Consider the following 19954-nt stretch of genomic DNA (forward strand, 5'->3'; position numbering starts at 1 on the left):
TCCATCCCCGTCTCAGAAAAGCCCACGGCCGCGCCTGAGTTGAGTCACTAACTTACGGGTTTCAGGCCACAGCTCGCCAAATAACAAAGCCACCGGCGGGTGGCTTTGTACGTTATTGCCGTTGACTTATTCTTCGTCAGGATACTTCTGCAAAATGGCTTCAATCCGATCGATGCGGTTTTTTAAAATCTCCACCAGTTTCGGGTCAAATTGCCGGCCGGCTTCGCTTTCGATATGTGACAAAGTCGCCTCTGGCGTCCACGGCGATTTATAACAACGCCGGTGCCGCAGCGCATCGTAGACATCAGCCACCGCAGCGATACGGCCATAAATGTGAATGTCTTCGCCGCGCTTACCGGCAGGATAGCCGCTGCCGTCCCATTTTTCATGATGATCACGGGCAATCACAGCACCAGCCTGGATAATGGCACGTTTGGAGTTTTTCAAAATTTCATAACCGATGCTCGAGTGTGTCTTCATCACTTCCCACTCATGCTCGGCCAGTTTCATCGGTTTATTTAAAATGCCGTCTGGAATGCCCACTTTGCCAACGTCGTGCAACGGCGAGGCAAACATCAGCTTTTCTGCTTCATCTGTTGCCAGGCCATAAGCGGTCGCCAGTTCGTAACAGATAAACGCAACTCGTTTGACATGATTACCGGTTTCAATGGAGCGCTGCTCGACGGCTTCACTGAGCCGATAAACAATTTCACGTTGGGTGTCTTCAATTTCGTGCTGTAACTGCACGTTTTCATAGGCAATTTGGACGTTTTGCGAAAACAGTTCAATCAACCGTTTCTGCGTTTCATTGACCTGATTTGGCAGCCCGGACACGTACAACAATGAACCATGGGTAAATTTACTGGTGCAATATGCCACCAGATAGTTTTCACGATAGACAATACTGCGGCTTTTCAGCGCCTGATGGAAAGCATCCATCAGTGTCGGATCCAGAACATCAGACACAGCACGGCCTTCCTGATGTTCAAATTCGCCAAGACCGGCAAATACCACCAGCTGATCCGGATCGGTATTCTCATAAATATTACCGGCCACCAACGACGAAGTAACCAGTAAAGCGTCTTCGTCACAACCCAGAATCGACGTCAGCTGCTGCAGCACGCCATCGATAAATTGCTCCATCGAATGCGAGGAAAATAAATCAGCAGAGGCAGTAATGATTTTTTCCAGGCCGCGACGACTGTTATCAATCGACAGGATGTCGCGGTAAGAGCGCAGACTGGACATGATTACGGTGAAGAGTTTTTGCGCAGTCAGTTCAGTTTTAGATTTGTAGTCATTGATGTCGTAGTTGACGATAACCTGCCGCTCCGGCGCCTGGCCCGGCTGGCCAGTGCGCAAAATGATGCGCACATAATGATTGTGTAGCTCTTCGCGAATATAACGGGCGACGATTAAACCGGCGTCATCGGACTCCATCACTACGTCGAGCAGGATGATGGCGGCATCATGATGTTCGGCAATCAGTTTTTTAGCCTCTGCACCTGAGTAGGCGCTGAAAAACTCCAGATTTTTGCCCTGAAAAGAGAAGTCGCTGAGTGCTAACTTCGTTACCGCATGCACTTCCGGTTCATCGTCTACGATCAGCACCTTCCAGCTGCCGTTATGTTGCGGTACTTGCTCTTCCGGTTCATCCGCAAATAAAAAATCGTTCGCCACGCTTGTTCCCTCTTGAGCTTCGTCTACTTGATCGCAGTAGCTTAAGTGATTGAGATGAATTAATTATTTTTAAGAAGAATCAGCAATAGTTATATGCGCTATTCCAGCGCTGGTCAAAAGATTGCGGCAAATTACCGTGAAAAGTACCGGGGGAATTTATTGATAAAAATGCGACTGACTTAACGCGGCAAACGGCCGCCACTGATCCGCCAGTTACCGCCATAATCTCGTCTTGAGCTAACGTCGATGAACCCGGCTTGCTGCAGGATTTGCTGCACGGCCTCATGTTGCTGATGACCATGCTCCAGATAGATCCAGCCGCCCGGCTGTAAATACGCTGGCGCCTGAGTGCAGATCTGCCGGATATCGGCCAGGCCGTCTTCTGCCGCGACCAACGCTGTTAGCGGCTCATATCGCACGTCCCCCTGCGTCAAATGCGGATCTTCGGCGTCAATATAAGGTGGATTGGACAGGATTAAATCAAAACGTTGGCCGGCGACGGCCTGATACCAGTCGCTTTGCAGGATCCGGGCGTTCTCAAGCTGCAGGCGGCAACGATTGCGCTCCGCAAGTGCCACTGCATCAGCAGAATAATCAACCGCGGTCAGTTGCCACTGTGGCCGCTGTGACGCCAGCGTCAGCGCTATAGCACCGGTGCCGGTGCCCAAATCCAGCACTTGTGCATCGGCTGGCAAAGCAAGCTGCAAGGCCTGTTCGACTAATAGCTCTGTATCAGGTCTGGGGATTAAGGTACAAGGTGCGACTTCCAGCTCTAAGTCCCAGAACCACCAGCGCCCGGTAATATAGGCCAGTGGTTCGCCGCTGGCGCGCCGCTGTAGGGCAGAATTTAAGCAGTTGAGTTCGGCATCGCTGAGTGGTTGTTCAAGATACAACCGCTCACTGGCCGGATTTTTATCCAGCACATCGGCCCAGAGCCGGCTGGCTTCAAATTTGAGATCTGTCGCCTGCGGGTCTTGCTGCGCCAGCGCCTGCAGCGCCGTTTCGGCCTCTGCCAGCCACTGGCGCAATAACATCAGCGATTTTCCTCGGCAAGGGCCGCCAGTTGGTCGGCCTGATGCTCGTGACTCAGCGGTTCCAGCACTGCATCTAAATCGCCTTCCATTACATCAAGTAATTTGTAAATGGTCAGGTTGATGCGATGGTCAGTTAACCGGCCTTGCGGGAAGTTATAAGTGCGGATGCGCTCTGATCGATCGCCGGAGCCGACCAGCAAGCGCCGGGTTGATTCTTCTGCCAGCCGGTGTTTTTCATCTTCGGCAGCCTGAATACGTGACTGCAGCACCGACATGGCGCGGGCGCGGTTTTTATGCTGCGAACGTTCGTCCTGACATTCCACCACAATACCGGTCGGAATGTGCGTGATCCGAATGGCTGAATCCGTTCTGTTGACGTGCTGACCACCAGCGCCGGACGCCCGGTAAGTATCGACTTTTAAATCGGCCGGGTTGATTTCGATGGCTTCACTTTCCGGCACTTCCGGCATAATGGCGACAGTACAGGCTGAAGTGTGCACCCGGCCTTGTGATTCAGTGGCTGGTACCCGTTGCACGCGGTGGCCACCGGATTCAAACTTCAGGACGCCGTAGGCCCCTTCGCCCTGCACACTGGCGATCACTTCTTTATAACCACCGTGTTCACCATCGTTACAGCTGACAATTTCAACTTTAAAGCGGCGCTTCTCACAGTAACGGCTGTACATGCGGAATAAATCACCGGCGAAAATCGCCGCCTCGTCACCACCTGCGCCGGCCCTGATCTCGAGGAAACAGTTATTGTTGTCGTTGGGGTCTTTAGGCAACAACAGGATTTGCAGTTCCTGATCCAGCTGTTCGATGCGCTCTTTGCCGGATTTAAATTCTTCCTGCGCCATTTCGCGCATGTCCGGATCTGAATCCTTCAGCATTTCTTCGGCACTTTGCAAATCATCCTGCGCCTGACGGTACTGGGCAAAATGCTGAGCAATTGGCTCGAGTTGGCTGTATTCGCGGGATAACTCGCGGAATTTATTCTGATCCGAGATCACAGCAGCGTCGCTAAGCAGCGCCTGCACTTCTTCATAACGCTCGACCAGACCTTCGAGTTTGCGATATACCGATTCTTTCATGGAGCAATAAATACCTGATTAATTACCTGATAAAACATCCAACTACACATCTAACAGCGTGTTGATTAATGTCTGAGGTTGCGTGGTGTCGTCCTGCAGCAACTGCCGGATAGTCCGGGTAGGAGCATGCATGAGCCTGTTGCTGAGTTTAGTCGCTAATTCCGTCATCACCTTGTCAGCACTCTGGCCGCTGGCAAGCTGATTCAGCGCCCGTTGTAGTAATTCCTGTTTGACCGCCTCACAGCGCTCACGATAGTCGCGTACCCAGTCAATATTGCCCTGCAGTGACAACCACTGACTGAAATCGGCTACGCCTTCAGCAATCATCTGCTCAGCCTGTTCTGCGGCATGCTGGCGCGACTGCATATTCTGCGCAACGATATTTTGTAAATCGTCGACTGTGTAAAGATAAGCATCTTCTAATTCCGCCACCTGCGCTTCGATATCACGCGGCACTGCCAAATCGACCAGAAACATCGGTTTGTGCCGCCGTTTCTTTAAGGCCTGTTCGACCATACCTTTACCGACGATCGGCAGCGTACTGGCGGTAGAACTTATGACCACATCAGCATCGACCAGCGCCTGCGGCACCTGGGATAAAGTCACCACCTGGCCGTTAAACTGGCCGGCCAGCGCTGCTGCGCGGTCATATGAGCGGTTGGCGACGGTTAAATGCGCTGCGCCTTGCTCCAGCAAATGTTTGGCGACTAATTCGATGGTTTCACCGGCACCAATCAATAACACTTTGACATCATTGAGTTTGCCGAAAATTTGTCTGGCTAGAGTAACCGCGGCAAAAGCCACCGATACCGCACTGGCACCGATTTCAGTGTCGGTGCGCACTTGTTTGGCGACAGCAAAAGTTTTCTGAAACAGCCGTTCAAATACCGGCTGGATAGTGCCGAGCTGACGCGACTGGCTGTACGCCTGTTTCACCTGGCCTAAAATTTGCGGCTCACCAAGCACTAAAGAATCAAGGCCACAAGCCACCCGCATCAAGTGCGTCGAGGCGGCATCATCACTATGCAGATATAAATGCGGTTCTACATCAGCGCGGTTTAACTGATGAAATTGCGTCAGCCAGTCAATCACTTGTTTCGATTGTTCGCTGCTGCCGCTAAAATACAGCTCAGTTCTGTTACAGGTGGACACTATCACCGCATCTGTCACCGCCGTTTTGGCCGTCAGATCCAGCAAAGCTTCAGCGATTTGCTCTGGCGCAAAAGCCAGTTGCTCGCGAAGCGCCACTGGTGCTGTTTTGTGATTGATGCCAAGTGCAAAAATAGCGATTCACCTAAAAAATTAAACGCCGCTTCGGTCTGTTCAGCCCAAAGTCACGAAGAAAGGCGCGATTGTACGAAAATCCACTGACGCTGAAAAGCCTGCTGCAATGGCCAGCGTCTGTCATCCGCCCGTTTCAGACAGGAAAAACTGTGTTTTTAAAGCAAAATCTCTGGGCCAGCTGTTTGCTGGGCCTGCTGTTAACCGGCTGTGCCAGCCAACCAGTCACCCAAGTTTCACGCCCGCTGCCTGCCGCCGAACGTGAGCAGGCGCTGGATGCAATGACTGAATATAGCGTGGTCGCAGCGCTTGGCGTCAAAGCGCCGGGCGAAAATGTCAGCGGCACACTGAACTGGCAGCAGCAAGGCCCTTATTATCAGGCGTCTATGACCAATTTCCTCGGCCTGACGGTATTTGAACTCAGCACACATGAAGGTGGCGCGACGGTGAAAGTCGATGGCCAGACGCATCAGGCGATGTCTGCCGGCGCTTTGCTGGATTATTTATCCGGCTGGTCTTTGCCGATTGAAGAGATGCAGCTGTGGCTCAAAGGCTTGCCGGGCCCCAGCAGTGAAAACTTACAGCGCGACGGCATGGGCCGCCTGACCAGTTTCACCCTGACCGACAGCCGCGCCCGGCAATGGCAGGTCAGCTACACGGACTTTTTCCCCGACGCCAAATCACTACCGCGCAAAATGCAGCTGCAATCCGGTGAAACCCGCTTAAAACTGGTGATCCGGGAGTGGCAGCCATGATCAGCCTATTAACCTTGCCCGCCCCGGCCAAACTGAATTTGTTTTTGCATATCACCGGGCGACGCGCTGACGGCTACCACAATTTACAAACGCTGTTTCGTATGCTGGATGTCGGGGATGAGCTGAGTTTTCAGGCAGACAACAGCGGTGAAATCCGCTTCAGCTGTTCCGATGCCAGTATCGGCGGCGATGATAATCTGGTGGTGCGCGCAGCGAAGATGCTGCAACCGTTAGCGGCTGAAGGTTCTGGTGTTTGTATCCATCTGGATAAACGCACACCGATGGGTGGTGGCCTTGGCGGCGGTTCTTCGGATGCGGCCACCACGTTGCATGCTCTAAATCTGCTGTGGCAGTTGGAGTTATCCACCCAACAACTTGCCGATATCGGTTTAAAACTCGGGGCCGACGTGCCGGTATTTGTGTTTGGTCAGACAGCTTTTGCTGAAGGCGTTGGCGAGCGGTTACAACCGGTGGAACTGCCTGATTGCTGGTATCTGGTGGCCACACCGGATGCGCATGTGTCGACTGCGGCGGTGTTCACCCATCCGGATTTAACCCGCGACAGTAAGCCGCTGACACTGGCAGATTTAATGACCAGTCCGTGGCGAAATGACTGTCAGCCACTGGTTGAACGTCTCTGTCCGCAGGTTGCAATAACCTTACAGTGGTTGGTAGAATATGCGCCGTCTCGAATGACGGGTACTGGTGCCAGTGTCTTCGCTGAATTCGCCGATGAACTCAGTGCTCGTCGCGCCCTGGCTGACTTACCGGCAAATTGCCGCGGATTTGTCGCCCGGGGGCTCAACCAGTCGCCGCTGCTGACTGCGTTACGACATGCCGTATGACGAGGGATCAGCGCCTTAATCGCCGAGCGCGCTGATCTCAGATTTTAACCGGAGCAATCCCTGAGGATCCTACCGTGCCCGACATGAAGATATTCGCTGGTAACGCCGTACCAGAACTCGCCAGAAAAATCGCCAGCCGCCTGTACATCAAGCTCGGCGATGCCGAAGTTGGCCGTTTCAGCGATGGAGAAGTCAGCGTTCAGATTAATGAAAACGTCCGTGGATCGGACGTTTTTATTATCCAGTCTACCTGCGCCCCAACCAACGATAACCTGATTGAACTGATCGTGATGGTTGATGCGCTGCGCCGCGCTTCTGCCGGTCGTATCACTGCGGTGATCCCGTATTTTGGTTATGCCCGCCAGGACCGCCGTGTCCGCTCGGCACGTGTGCCTATCACAGCAAAAGTTGTCGCAGACTTCTTGTCCAGCGTTGGTGTTGACCGTGTATTAACGGTTGACCTGCATGCCGAACAGATCCAGGGCTTCTTTGACGTCCCGGTCGACAACGTGTTCGCCTCACCAGTGCTGCTCGACGACATGCGTAAGCGTGAATTCCAGGCGCCGGTCGTGGTTTCTCCGGATATTGGTGGTGTGGTACGAGCCCGTGCTATTGCCAAGCTGCTGAACGATGCCGATTTAGCCATCATCGACAAACGCCGGCCAAAAGCCAATGTCGCGCAAGTGATGCACATCATCGGTGACGTGAAAGACCGCGACTGTATCATCGTCGACGATATGATCGACACCGGTGGTACGCTGTGTAAAGCCGCAGAAGCATTAAAAGAACAAGGTGCCCGCCGTGTATTCGCTTATGCCACACACCCGGTATTCTCTGGCAACGCTGCAGAAAACATCGCCAATTCAGTGATTGACGAACTCATCATCACCGACACTATCCCACTCTCGCCAGCGATGCAGGCTGTGAGCAAAGTGAAACAGCTGACGCTGAGTGAAATGATGGCAGAATGTATTCGTCGTATCAGCAATGAAGAATCGATTTCTTCGATGTTTGACTAAGACGTAACAACATTGACAAAAGCCGCTCCCTGAGCGGCTTTTTTGTTTGCCTGAGCATAGCGCCGGTGCTATCATGTCGCGCTTTTTTCCGCCAGCTCACTCTGTGTGTTGTTGCCGTGAAAAAAATCTGAGCTGGTTTTCTGGTCGCGGAAACCAGCATTCTTAATTTTTGGAGATCCAAATGTCTGAAGCCATTTACACGTTAAATGCCGAAATCCGTAACGACCTGGGGAAAGGTGCGAGCCGCCGCCTGCGTCACGCGGATAAAGTTCCAGCAATCATCTACGGTGGCCACCAAGCGCCTCTGTCAATCACGCTGGAACACAACAAACTGATCCAGGCGCAAGCCCACGAAGGTTTCTACACTCACATCCTGACTATCAATGTCGGCGGTGAAGAAGTAAAAGCAATCGTTAAAGCGATGCAACGCCACCCGTTCAAGCCAAAAGTAACTCACGTTGACTTCCAACGCGTTGAAGCTGGCCACGAACTGCACACTGTTGTACCTCTGCACTTCATCAACGAAGCTGCTGCTGGTAAAAAAGGCGGTATCGTTGCTCACCACATCAACGAAGTTGCTATCACAGTTCTGCCAGCTAACCTGCCAGAATTCATCGAAGTTGACCTGGCTGACGTAGCTGTTGGTCAAACTCTGCACCTGTCAGACCTGAAAGTTCCAGCCGGCGTGACTATCGCTGAACTGGCTAAAGGCGCTGGCCATGACCAGGCGGTTGTTTCTGTAAACAAACCAGCTGGTAAAGCGGAAGAAACTGCTGAGTAATGTCTGACTTTGTTCAGCTTATCGTGGGCCTGGGTAATCCAGGCCCCGAATATGAAAAAACCCGCCACAATGCCGGCCAATGGTTTGTTGAACAACTGGCCCGCCGCTATAACGTACCGTTAAAAGCTGACCCGAAATATTTTGGTCTGACAGGGAAATTTCTGTTGGCCGGTCAGGAAATCAAATTATTAATACCCACCACTTATATGAATTTAAGTGGAAAATCTGTTGCCGCGATGGCGCAGTTTTTTAAAGTCGCACCGGAACAAATTCTGGTTGCGCACGATGAAATGGCGCTAGCGCCGGGTGTAGCCAAATTTAAACTCGGTGGCGGTCACGCCGGTCACAACGGCTTAAAAGACATCACCAGCAAATTGGGCAATAATGCCAACTTTTACCGCCTGCGCTTAGGGATCGGCCATCCGGGTCATAAAGACCTCGTCACCGGATACGTGTTGGGCAAAGCCCCGCAAGCAGAGCAAAAATTAATAGAGGACGCGCTCGACGAATCGTTGCGCTGCCTTGAGCTGTGGCAAAAAGACGGCCTTGTCAAAGCCCAGCACCGATTACACAGTTTTATCGCCACGACCTGAGGGTCTGGTAACAGCGGCTGCGCTATCTCGGCGCCGGCTCAGCACTGAGGATACTTCCATGGGTTTTAAATGTGGCATCGTTGGTTTACCCAACGTCGGTAAATCTACACTGTTTAACGCTTTAACCAAAGCGGGTATCGAAGCGGCGAACTTCCCGTTTTGTACTATTGAACCGAATACCGGCGTGGTGCCGGTGCCGGACCCACGTCTGACCCAGTTGGCAGAGATCGTCAAACCACAGCGAATCCTGCCAACGACGATGGAATTCGTCGACATCGCAGGTTTAGTCAAAGGCGCATCAAAAGGTGAAGGCCTGGGTAATAAATTCCTGGCCAACATCCGCGAAACTGATGCCATTGGCCACGTGGTGCGTTGTTTTGAAGACGAAAACGTCATTCACGTCGCCAACAAAGTGGACCCTGCTGACGACATCGACACCATCAATATGGAATTAGTGCTGGCCGATATGGACAGCGCAGAAAAAGCCATTTTCCGCGTCAGCAAAAAAGCCAAAGCCGGCGACAAAGACGCCAAAGCCGAAATCGACGTGCTGGAAAAAGTCAAAGCGCACTTAGAATCAGGCCTGACGCTACGCCAACTGGAGCTGTCACCAGAAGAAAAAGCACTGATTTCGTACATGAACTTCCTCACCATTAAACCAACCATGTATATCGCCAACGTGCTGGAAGATGGTTTTGAAAACAACCCACATTTAGATGTGGTGCGCGAAATCGCCGCCAAAGAAGGCGCCATTGTGGTGCCGGTGTGCGCTGCGATTGAGTCCGAAATTTCTGAACTGGAAGATGACGAAAAAGCCGAGTTCTTAGAGTCGATGGGCTTAAGCGAGCCAGGTTTAAACCGGGTGATCCGCGGTGGTTATTCGCTGCTGAATCTGCACACCTATTTCACTGCAGGTGTGAAAGAAGTGCGGGCCTGGACTATTCCAGTCGGCGCCACAGCACCACAAGCCGCTGGCGTCATCCACACCGACTTCGAAAAAGGTTTTATCCGCGCTCAGGTGGTCTCTTTTGACGACTTTATCGCCTGTAACGGCGAAGCCGGTGCCAAAGAAGCCGGTAAACTTCGGGTAGAAGGTAAAACTTACGTCTGTAAAGACGGTGACGTGATGCACTTCCTGTTTAACGTCTGATTAATTTTCTGTACAAAAAAGCCCGCACTGCGGGCTTTTTTATTGGCTCAAGGCGCGATTTAACCGGCAGCGCGGTAATTATCCACCAATTGATAACGTCTGGCGTACAAAGCAAACACTGCCGCAGCTATCAACGCAAAGGCCGCAAAGAAATACATTAAAAACGCGGTTTGACTGAGCCCAGTGCTATCGACATGCGATAACACGGTTTCACTGCGGATACTGTTATTGGCCAGCAAGACCCATAAATTACCAATAGTCACCGACAGCTGCCAGAAGCTGGTAATAATACCTTTCATCGCAGCCGGCGCCTGACTGTAGGCAAATTCCAGCCCGGTCGCAGACACCATGACCTCGCCAAAGGTCAGCAAAGCATACGGCAACATCTGCCATAGGATACTGACGATATGACCGTTATCGAGCCAAACCTGAAGGCTACCAGCCACTATCCAGGCAAAACCAGAAAAAGCGATGCCCGCCCCCATCCGGCGCAATGCGGTAATTTTTAATCCAGACTTTTCCAGTAGCGGATACAGCACAAAGTTATTAAACGGGATGAGGATCATCACCAACAGCGGATTTAACGCCTGCATCATAGCCGGTTCAAACCACTCAGGCCGGCTCATCTGATTGGCCTGCAATACCCAGGTTGAAGCTTTTTGGTCGAACAAAGACCAGAATGGCGTGACTAAAGCAAACAACACTAAGACGCGTAATACCACCCGCACCCCATCCACGGCAGCAGCCGGATGCGCAGCCCGGGCGCGGTCGAGTTGCAGCGCGGCACCTGCACCACCGAAACCCATGATGCAAACGAGCGCCAAACAAAAAGCGGCGACAAAACCAAGGTTTGATGTTTGTGACAGCGAAAAAAGCGCTAAAGCCACACCGGCACAGGCCAAATACAAGCCTTTATCTGCCTGTCCAGCTTGCTTGCTCAGCAAGGCGGTTTTCACCACTTGTAAAAAGCTATGTGGATTGTCCGGCTCCGGCGCCACATGCACGTAACGCGCGCGTCCAAGCCAAAAGAATAACGTTGCCAGCGCCATCAGCGCACCAGGCAAACCAAAAGCCCAGGCCGCACCATAGTGTTTCAGCACCAGCGGCATTAATAACGAGGCGAAGAAGGAGCCAAAATTGATCGTGAAATAAAACCAGTCAAAAGCTTTACGCGCTAAATGTTTATTCGACTGGTCAAACTGGTCGCCCATAAAAGCCGACACCAGAGGTTTAATGCCACCCGAGCCTAAGGCAATTAAGAACAAACCGGCGTAAAAGCCTTCTTTATTGGTTTCAAACACCGCTAAAAAAGCATGACCAATACAGTACAGGATACTTAAATACAAAATAGTGCGGTATTTACCAAGGAATTTGTCAGCGAGGTAACCGCCCAGCAGTGGGAAAAAGTACACACCGATGACAAAAGAGTGGAAAATGTCTTTGGCTTCGCCGGCACGGAACTGCTCCGGTACCGATAACAGCAGCGCTGTCATCAAAAATGGCGTCAGAATATTGCGCATGCCATAAAAACTGAAGCGCTCACAGGCTTCACTGGCAATGATATATGGCAGTTGGCGCGGCCAGCGCGCAGTTTGTGTTGTCATAACTCATCCAAATACAATTTTGTGCGTATAAAAGGTCGGGCTGATACTAACTTAAAAGCGCGTGACGCCAAACCATATCTGTCTGAGCGGCGATGATTTCGCCAGAAAATGCTGCGAACTGCAGCAAGGCGAACAGAAATTCAGCAAACGATTCAAATGCATGGATTTGTGGCAAAAAAACGGTTGACGCAAAAAAGGCTGATGCGCATAATACGCGCCACTTGCTTAGGACAACTAAGACGCAGTGGCTACATAGCTCAGCTGGTTAGAGCACAGCACTCATAATGCTGGGGTCGCAGGTTCGATTCCCGCTGTAGCCACCACTTTCTCTGCGTTGTTCGCCGTAAATTGCGGAAATGGCGAAATTGGTAGACGCACTGGATTTAGGTTCCAGCGCCGCGAGGCGTGAGAGTTCGAGTCTCTCTTTCCGCACCAAAGCAAGTAAGAATTCTGCAGTTTCTGCAGGGGTATAGCCAAGCGGTAAGGCAGCGGGTTTTGATCCCGCCATTCTGGGGTTCGAATCCCTGTACCCCTGCCATTAAATTTAGTGGCAGTATGGTCATCAGTTCATAAAAGTAGCGCCACAAAATTTCTGCAGGGGTATAGCCAAGCGGTAAGGCAGCGGGTTTTGATCCCGCCATTCTGGGGTTCGAATCCCTGTACCCCTGCCATTAAATGAAAACCCAGCTCCGGCTGGGTTTTCTTTTTCTGGCTATCTGAAAATAATTCAGATGCGCACTAAGGTTGAAAGCAGAGCTGTTCCTGCCAACAAACTGCTGTGATAACAGATCGCAAATGCTGGACTGCCAGCTTTCAGACGAAGCCCAAACCGTTTTTCTGCTAAGACATAAGCCCCGATCAAGCCAAACCACGGGGTGAAAAACCAGGCAAAATCCTGACGCACCAGCATGGTTACTGCATCATGCAACACGCCATTGCCAACAAAGGTAAGCCACAGCGCCAGTGATTGCGGAAGTTTTCGCTGCAGCGGGCGATACAGCCACAGCTGCAAATAAAAACCAAAAAGAGGATTCCAGATCTGCCAGAACCGACCGAAGCTACTGGCGGTAAAAGCGCGATAGAGATTTTGCCGTAACTCGCCACGGCTGCCGACCGGTAAACCAGTGCGACGCGCGGCATAATCACGCCATCCAAGACTTTGCATTCAATGTGCCCGGTGATGAAACAAACCGCAGCATAGAACAGCATAGGAATTCAGAGCAAGGCAGAAGTTACCTGTAGCCAAAACCACAGAGACCTGTTGGCTCAGACCAGACCCGCCGCATACTTCCCGACATAAGTTTTTAGCGGTCCGGCTTTCGCGGCGACCTGTAAGCCGAGCCGACGCAGCTGTGCTAAAGGTTTAAGCTTGCTGCTGAATACCTGATAAAACACATCCATCGCCGACATCATCAGCAAGTTTGCTTTTCTACGTTCTGATTCATATTGTGCCAATAATGTCGGCGCCGCCAAATCGCCACCAGCGGCAAATTGTTTAACCAATAAAGCAGCCAGACACTGCGCATCAGCAAACCCAAGATTCACACCCTGCCCGGCCAGCGGATTGATGGTATGGGCGGCATCACCGGCCAGCACCAGCCGGCCTTTGACATATTGATTAGCGTGACTGCGGGTCAGCGGAAAATACCCTTGTTTGATAACGCTGAACTCACCCAACTCAGCCGGGAAATGCTGTTTGATCTGCTGTTCGAGCTGATGTGGCGAAAGTGCTGCCAGCTGCTGAATGCGCAGATGATCGTCATACCAGACTAGAGACGCTTGTTTACCCGGCAATGGCAAATAAGCCCGCGGGCCTTGTGATGTAAACTGCTGCCAGGTCATCGGTAAAGCGTCATAGCCGGTATTCACGTGCACCAGCAAACAGGCTTGTTGATATAGCCAGCCTTGGGAGCCAATACCCGCCAGCTGTTTTAGCTGTGACTGTGCACCATCTGCGGCGATGAGCAGCCGGGCTTTGATTTCGCCCTGATCGGTCTGCAGACAGGCATAATCGTGAAACTGCTGATACCCCAGCAGTTGCACCGGACAAAACTGCTCAACTGTCGCCGGCAGTTGCTGCCATAACGCCTGCTGAATATGTAAATTTTCGATGATATGGCCAAGGTGCGGTTCGCCGAGTTCTACCGCGGTAAAATCCAGCGGCGCATCATTGCCTTCAAAGGCCCGTAAGGTTGCGTATGGTGCCAGCCGGTTGACCAATAATTGCTGCCAGGCGCCTAGCTGTTGCAGCCAGGCTTCACTGCGCCGGTTGATGGCACTGACCCGCAAATCAAAGGCGCTGTCATCGGTGATCAGGCCGGGTTGTTGCCGCTCCAGCAGCGCCACTTTCATACCGGCTTGTGCTGTTGCGACAGCTAAAGCCGCGCCGACCATTCCACCACCGACAATTGCAATATCAAACACACTGACCTGCCTTATTCATGATGACCATCAACCCCTTATTCTGAAGCGATATTTTACGCAGCTTCTGCGCGTGAAAGCTGCGGTAAATCACAAAATGCCTATTTTTTTCGTGACCTGAACAAAAACTCAGTCTGAACAGGTCTTTTCAATCCACACACAATTGCTATTTCAATCAACCGAAGGCCTAAGTTATGACCCGCATCCAACAAATGTTGTTATCTATCCCGCTGTTGCTATGTACTTTGTTCGCCGGCGCCGCAGAAATCGCGTTAAAGCCCGAGCAAATCAAACCTTTGTTAAACGGTCAGTCTGTCCCCGCCGGAATACAAGTGCAGGACAGCACAGGCGCTACAGTTGATTTATCCGCGCTTTTAACCCAACAAAAAACCATTCTGGTGTTTTATCGCGGCGGCTGGTGCCCTTATTGCAATACGCAGCTGGCCGGTCTTCGCGACATCACGCCACAACTGCAAAAGCTGGGTTACCGTATTTTAGCCATCAGCCCTGAAATGCCGGCAGCCAGTGCCAAGTCAGAGCAAATGACCAATGATGCCGCCTTAAACTACCAGCTGTTGTCGGACGCCAATCTGCAGGCATTACAAGGATTTGGTATCGCCTATTACATGGATGCCGCCACCGAAAAAACCTACAAAAATACTTATGGCATCACGCTGACTTACGATGAGACTGGCCAGGCCGTATTACCGGCCCCGGCGGTGTTTATCATCGGCAAAAATGGCGAAATTCAGTTCAGCTATGTGCACATCAACTTCAAAACCCGCTTACAACCACGTTTGTTGTTGCTGGCGGCTGAACTGGCCAATCAATAACCCCGACAAAACCGCATAAAAACCTGATGATTATCCGCGAATGGCGCATAGAAATTCGCGGATAATTCACCAGTTACAAGCTGCAGAAAAATCAGCAGAATTTCATTGACCGCCGGGTGAAAATCCGGCATTTTGCGCGGCCAAACTGCATTATGTGCCAGTCCTTTGCGCGTCGTCAGTCTTTGCTGCGACGCTGATAAGTGGCTAAAGTAATGTGTCCGTTTTTGTTCTTTTGCCAGGAGATGCTTTGCATGCGTAAGGTAACTGTTGCTGCCACTCAGATGATCGGTGGCTGGAATGTGGAAGAAAATATTGCCCGCGGTGAAAAACTGGTGCGTGATGCCGCTGCAAAAGGCGCGCAAATTATCCTGTTGCAGGAACTGTTTGAACGTAACTACTTCTGCCAGAAACAAAAACCTGAATACCTCGAATTCGCTACACCACTTGAAAATAACCAGGCTGTGGCGCATTTCACCAAAATTGCCAAAGAGCTGAACGTGGTGCTGCCGATCAGCTTCTATGAACGCGCCGGCAACTGCCTGTACAACAGTGTTGCTGTGATTGATGCCGACGGCTCTTACCTTGGCACTTATCGCAAAAGCCATATCCCGGACGGCCCGGGTTACAGCGAAAAGTACTATTTCACCCCAGGCGACTCCGGCTTCAAAGTCTGGGATACCGCCTATGCCAAAATTGGTATCGGTATTTGCTGGGATCAGTGGTTCCCTGAATGCGCCCGTGCCATGGCTCTGATGGGCGCCGAGCTGCTGTTCTACCCTACAGCTATTGGCAGCGAGCCGCATGACCCGACGATTTCTTCGCGCGATCACTGGCAGCGCACGCAACAAGGCCATGCCGCTGCGAATCTGGTGCCACTGATTGCGTCCAACCGCATCGGCACTGAATCCGAACAGGATTTCTCTATCACTTTCTATGGCAGCTCATTTATAGCTGACCAGTTTGGTGCCAAAGTGCAGGAAGCCGACGAAGTCAGCGAAGCCGTATTGGTGCATAGCTTTGATTTAGACGAGCTGGCGCACATCCGCCGCAGCTGGGGCGTGTACCGCGACCGCCGCATCGATTTGTTTGACACTTTGCTGACTAAAGACGGCAAAACAGTGCCGAAGAACTCGGCGCAATAAGCCGGTCAGCGGTTCACAACTTTTTCAGGCCAGAATTTCTGGCCTGTTTCGCTTTCACCGGGTCTTGAACCCAGCCGCCTGCATGTTGAGGACGGCATTTCAGAAGGATACAGCTACTGTGAGCGGATATATCTCTGATCGCACTTTAACCAGCACTCCCCGCGCCGACGGTTTTTATATGCCAGCCGAATGGGCCCGTCACAAACAAACCTGGATGGTCTGGCCGGAGCGTACTGACAATTGGCGTATGGGTGCAAAACCCGCACAACAAGCCTTTAGCGCAGTGATCCGCGCCATCGCCCGCTTTGAGCCTGTCACTGTGATGGCATCGGCCAATCAGTTTGCGAATGCTCAGGCCCAGCTGAGCCTGGAGCCAACGGTCCACCCAATCCGGGTGGTGGAAGTCTCCAGTGATGACGCCTGGTGCCGGGATACCGGGCCGACTTTTGTGACCAACGGCAAAGAAGTGCGTGGTATCGACTGGACCTTTAATGCCTGGGGCGGCCTGAACGGTGGCCTGTACTTCCCCTGGCAGCGCGATGATCAGGTTGCGCAAAAAGTGCTGAATATCGAAGAGCTACCACGTTATCGCACTGAAGGTTTTGTGCTCGAAGGCGGCGCTATTCATACCGACGGCGAAGGAACTTTGCTGACTACCGCCGAATGTTTGCTCAATCCAAACCGCAATCCGCACCTGAGCAAAACGCAGATTGAACAACGGCTCAGCGATTACCTCGGCATTGACAAAGTGATTTGGCTGGAAGAAGGCATCTTTAACGACGAGACCGATGGTCACGTCGACAATATGTGCTGTTTTATCCGCCCCGGCGAAGTGCTGCTGGCTTGGACTGACGACGAATCCGACCCACAATATGCCCGCTCACGCGCCGCCCTGACCGTATTAGAAACCAGTACAGATGCAAAAGGCCGGCCTTTTATCGTGCACAAACTGCCGGTGCCGGGCCCATTGCTGGCGAAAGCTGAAGAATACGCCACCGTCGACCTCACTGGTGCTGCGGTGCCGCGTGAAGCTGCAGCCCGCCTCGCTGGCTCATACATCAACTTCTATCTGTGTAACGGTGGTTTAATCCTGCCTACTTTTGACGACCCGATGGATAGCGTTGCCGCAGAGATCTTGGCGAAGGTATTTCCACAACATCAGGTGGTGACTGTGCCTGGCCGGGAAATTCTGCTCGGTGGTGGCAACGTCCACTGCATCACACAGCAACAACCGGCCTAGCCAACAATTTTTTTGCCTCGAAGCCCCGCCATAGTGCGGGGCTTTTTATTGGTTGCACAAAAAACAATCAATAAAATTACACATTTTAACTTTTTAGTGACTTTTAGCCTCAAAATGCTAGCATCCGATGGAACTGCCCGAAGCAGTTGCCCAATCAGGGTCAACCAAAAAAATCAGAATCCAGGATTTGTTATGCATTTTATTCAAAAATCTGCGCTCTCTGCTGCAGTGCTGCTGGCGCTCAGCGCTTGCGGTGGTGGTGGTGACAAAAACAACGCCCCGACTGCGGTCAACGTCAGTATTGCTGCCGGTAAGAGCTGGTTACCGCAAACCGGCGCTTTTAAAGCTACTGATATTGACGGTGACAATCTGCAAATCACCGAGATCCTCGAAGCGGGCAAAGTAATCAGTCCGGTCAACGGTGTTTACAACCTCAAAGGCGGCACATTGACAGTGCAAGGTCTGAACTTTGTTTATACGCCGCAACAAGGCCAGGCCAGCAGCCTGCAATATGTGGTCAGCGACGGTTTCCTCACTGCAAGTGCCGCGCTGGAGATCCCTGCTGCCGCCACTGACCCACTGGTGAGCCAGCAATGGCACCTGCGCAACACCGGCCAAAAAGCCTATGCCTTAGGTGAAGGCTTATATGAATACCTGGTCGAGAGTTTCCAGGCACAAGGTCTGTCAGCGGAAGATGCCGTGAAACTGGCAAAAACACGGATGGCGAACTGGGAAAAAATCCTGGTGCCAGGTGAAGATATGAACGTCCCTGCGGCATATAGCCAGGGCGCGACAGGTCAAAATACGATTGCGGTTGTGGTCGACTCCGGCCTTGAAATCGCCCATGAAGATTTGCAAGCCAACATCTTACCAAACCGCTCACTGAACTTTGTCGAAGGCGCTTTAAACCCAACCGATCCTACCAGCAGCGCTATTGATGGCGACCACGGTACCAGCGTGGCCGGTTTGATTGCGGCAGTCGGCTGGAACGGCAAAGGTGGTCACGGTGTGGCGCCGGATGCCAAACTGATTGGCATGAACTATCTGGAAGCCCAGTCAGATCTGGCTTATTTCCTGTCACACGGTATTCCGGGTAGCGGTATCTCTGCAAGCGAACCAGTCGCAGTCTTTAACCGCAGCTACGGTATTACTTATCCAACCGCACTTGCTTATGACGAAATGGAAGAAGCACTGCAGGAATTCACCGCAACTGAACTGCGCAGTGGTAAAGGTGTGGTCAATACAAAGTCCAGCGGTAACTCTTTCCTGTCTGGCCGCAGCTCACTGGAAAACAATTTCTGTAGCGCCAGCGGTGCCCGGGCTTTGGGCCTGACCTGCTACAACGCCGCCATGGAAAGCTCGCAGTCATCGCCGTATTACTTCAGCATCGGCGCGGTGAACTCTGATGGCAAACACACCAGTTATTCAACGGCCGGTGCCAACCTGTTGGTAGTAGCGCCAGCAGGTGAATATGGCGACACAGCGCCAGCTATGGTGACGACCGACCAGATGACCTGTCTGCGCGGTTACTCCAGCTTTGCGTCCGCGGAAATGTACGACGAGTATTTTGGCCCGGGTTATTTCGAGGCCGTTTATCCGTTTAACAATCCAGGCCATGACGACAACAGCAGCTGTAACTATACCAACAGCTTTAACGGCACCAGCTCAGCGGCGCCTAACACTGCCGGTGTCGTCAGCCTGATCCTGTCAGCCAACCCGGCACTGACTTACCGTGATGTGCGCCATATCCTGGCCAGCACCTCAACCAAAGTGGATGCCAATAATGCCCCGGTGAAACTGACGCTGCCAGATGGTGAATTTGTCGCACATGCCGGCTGGGTGAAAAACAAAGCGGGCTTTGAACACAACAACCTGTACGGTTTTGGCCGGGTGAACGCCGGTAAAGCTGTCGAGATGGCGAAGAGTTATAAAGCCAATCTGGGTGAACTGAAACTGGCGGAATGGACTGGTCTTGGCATTTATGCTGAGGTGCCGGAAGAATTGGCTGGCACAGTGCCGGACAACTCAGCCAAGGGTACAGAGTTCAGTATCGAAGTGGCTGATGACATCACGCTGGAAGGCGCGCAGTTCCGCCTGACGGTGGCAAACAGCGAAATGACTCTGGGTGTCGATGCCAAAGGTGCGCTGTATAAAGAGTTCCATACTACGGCCGGTGCCGACCTTGCGATTGAAGTCACGTCGCCGCAGGGCACCCGCAGCGTGCTGCTGAGCTCTAAACAAGCGTTGTTAATGCCGGCGGCCGGCGTGGATTTCTATCAGGGTTATATTCTGAAAGATTCTGTGATGCTTTCGCAGGCATTTTATGGCGAAAAAGCCAAAGGTACCTGGAAAATCAAAGTACTGGACGCCAACGGCGCGGATATCAAAGCCACCGGCGGTTTGCTAAAAACCAAAGGGTATCTGAACAACACAGCACTTTCGACTGTTGAAGGTGTTGCTATCCGTGTATTTGGCCACTAAGCCG

Annotated in this window: 17 protein-coding genes and 4 tRNA genes; 14 read left to right on the forward strand and 7 right to left on the reverse strand. The window is 52.1% G+C overall.

Going from position 1 to position 19954, the window contains the following annotated elements:
* Positions 1–126 precede the first annotated feature (126 nt).
* The 4 genes from Q399_RS0111195 to hemA form a co-directional block, all read right to left on the reverse strand.
* Complete coding sequence (locus Q399_RS0111195) at positions 127–1680, reverse strand: DUF3369 domain-containing protein (RefSeq protein WP_031568483.1); 1554 nt, start codon at positions 1678–1680, stop codon at positions 127–129.
* 179 nt (positions 1681–1859) lie between these two features.
* Positions 1860–2714 (reverse strand): peptide chain release factor N(5)-glutamine methyltransferase, encoded by an 855-nt coding sequence (prmC, locus tag Q399_RS0111200; RefSeq protein WP_031568485.1) that lies wholly within the window; start codon positions 2712–2714, stop codon positions 1860–1862.
* Entirely contained in the window at positions 2714–3805 is a 1092-nt protein-coding gene (prfA, locus tag Q399_RS0111205) for a peptide chain release factor 1 (RefSeq protein ID WP_031568488.1), read from the reverse strand. Before prfA ends, prmC begins: the two co-directional genes overlap by 1 nt.
* Before the next feature lie 42 nt (positions 3806–3847).
* The gene (gene hemA, locus Q399_RS0111210; RefSeq protein ID WP_031568491.1) at positions 3848–5095 is read right to left on the reverse strand and encodes a glutamyl-tRNA reductase; all 1248 of its coding nucleotides are present in this window, start codon (positions 5093–5095) and stop codon (positions 3848–3850) included.
* A gap of 62 nt (positions 5096–5157) precedes the next feature.
* On the opposite strand from hemA, the gene lolB reads away from it, so the two are divergent.
* From lolB to ychF, 6 genes are all read left to right on the forward strand, one after another.
* Positions 5158–5841 carry a lipoprotein insertase outer membrane protein LolB gene (gene lolB / locus Q399_RS0111215; protein WP_051685921.1) on the forward strand — a complete coding sequence of 228 codons (684 nt, stop codon included), beginning with the start codon at positions 5158–5160 and terminating at the stop codon, positions 5839–5841.
* Complete coding sequence (ispE, locus tag Q399_RS0111220) at positions 5838–6686, forward strand: 4-(cytidine 5'-diphospho)-2-C-methyl-D-erythritol kinase (RefSeq protein ID WP_084164278.1); 849 nt, start codon at positions 5838–5840, stop codon at positions 6684–6686. Before lolB ends, ispE begins: the two co-directional genes overlap by 4 nt.
* 83 nt (positions 6687–6769) lie before the next feature.
* Positions 6770–7705, forward strand: coding sequence for a ribose-phosphate diphosphokinase (locus tag Q399_RS0111225; RefSeq protein WP_106388982.1), 936 nt, complete (start codon positions 6770–6772; stop codon positions 7703–7705).
* 181 nt (positions 7706–7886) lie between these two features.
* Positions 7887–8486 (forward strand): 50S ribosomal protein L25/general stress protein Ctc, encoded by a 600-nt coding sequence (locus Q399_RS0111230; RefSeq protein WP_031568500.1) that lies wholly within the window; start codon positions 7887–7889, stop codon positions 8484–8486.
* Positions 8486–9079, forward strand: coding sequence for an aminoacyl-tRNA hydrolase (gene pth / locus Q399_RS0111235; RefSeq protein WP_031568502.1), 594 nt, complete (start codon positions 8486–8488; stop codon positions 9077–9079). Before Q399_RS0111230 ends, pth begins: the two co-directional genes overlap by 1 nt.
* 58 nt (positions 9080–9137) lie before the next feature.
* Entirely contained in the window at positions 9138–10229 is a 1092-nt protein-coding gene (ychF, locus tag Q399_RS0111240; protein ID WP_031568504.1) for a redox-regulated ATPase YchF, read from the forward strand.
* 59 nt (positions 10230–10288) lie between these two features.
* On the opposite strand, the gene Q399_RS0111245 is transcribed toward ychF, so the two are convergent.
* On the reverse strand, positions 10289–11833 hold the full coding sequence (locus Q399_RS0111245) for a POT-type proton-dependent oligopeptide transporter (protein WP_031568506.1): 1545 nt from the start codon (positions 11831–11833) through the stop codon (positions 10289–10291).
* Positions 11834–12079: 246 nt separating this feature from the next.
* On the opposite strand from Q399_RS0111245, the gene Q399_RS0111255 reads away from it, so the two are divergent.
* The 4 genes from Q399_RS0111255 to Q399_RS0111270 all read left to right on the forward strand — a co-directional run bounded on the left by Q399_RS0111255 (position 12080) and on the right by Q399_RS0111270 (position 12504).
* Positions 12080–12156, forward strand: a tRNA-Met gene (locus Q399_RS0111255).
* A 27-nt stretch (positions 12157–12183) separates the two neighbouring features.
* Positions 12184–12268, forward strand: a tRNA-Leu gene (locus tag Q399_RS0111260).
* Positions 12269–12296: 28 nt separating this feature from the next.
* Positions 12297–12371: transfer RNA gene (locus Q399_RS0111265), tRNA-Gln, on the forward strand.
* A gap of 58 nt (positions 12372–12429) precedes the next feature.
* Positions 12430–12504, forward strand: a tRNA-Gln gene (locus tag Q399_RS0111270).
* 56 nt (positions 12505–12560) lie between these two features.
* On the opposite strand, the gene Q399_RS0111275 is transcribed toward Q399_RS0111270, so the two are convergent.
* Positions 12561–12998 (reverse strand): hypothetical protein, encoded by a 438-nt coding sequence (locus Q399_RS0111275; protein ID WP_051685922.1) that lies wholly within the window; start codon positions 12996–12998, stop codon positions 12561–12563.
* A gap of 101 nt (positions 12999–13099) precedes the next feature.
* Complete coding sequence (locus Q399_RS0111280; RefSeq protein WP_211253304.1) at positions 13100–14257, reverse strand: FAD-dependent oxidoreductase; 1158 nt, start codon at positions 14255–14257, stop codon at positions 13100–13102.
* A gap of 191 nt (positions 14258–14448) precedes the next feature.
* On the opposite strand from Q399_RS0111280, the gene Q399_RS0111285 reads away from it, so the two are divergent.
* From Q399_RS0111285 to Q399_RS0111305, 4 genes are all read left to right on the forward strand, one after another.
* Positions 14449–15087 (forward strand): peroxiredoxin-like family protein, encoded by a 639-nt coding sequence (locus Q399_RS0111285; RefSeq protein WP_031568513.1) that lies wholly within the window; start codon positions 14449–14451, stop codon positions 15085–15087.
* 251 nt (positions 15088–15338) lie between these two features.
* Complete coding sequence (gene aguB, locus Q399_RS0111295) at positions 15339–16229, forward strand: N-carbamoylputrescine amidase (protein WP_031568516.1); 891 nt, start codon at positions 15339–15341, stop codon at positions 16227–16229.
* A gap of 118 nt (positions 16230–16347) precedes the next feature.
* A complete protein-coding gene (gene aguA, locus Q399_RS0111300) occupies positions 16348–17469 on the forward strand; it encodes an agmatine deiminase (RefSeq protein ID WP_245612878.1) in 1122 nt (373 codons plus the stop codon).
* A gap of 192 nt (positions 17470–17661) precedes the next feature.
* Positions 17662–19950 (forward strand): S8 family serine peptidase, encoded by a 2289-nt coding sequence (locus Q399_RS0111305; protein ID WP_031568520.1) that lies wholly within the window; start codon positions 17662–17664, stop codon positions 19948–19950.
* Positions 19951–19954: the final 4 nt, after the last annotated feature.

This window comes from Rheinheimera texasensis DSM 17496 (assembly GCF_000711985.1).
GTDB classification, from domain to species: domain Bacteria; phylum Pseudomonadota; class Gammaproteobacteria; order Enterobacterales; family Alteromonadaceae; genus Pararheinheimera; species Pararheinheimera texasensis.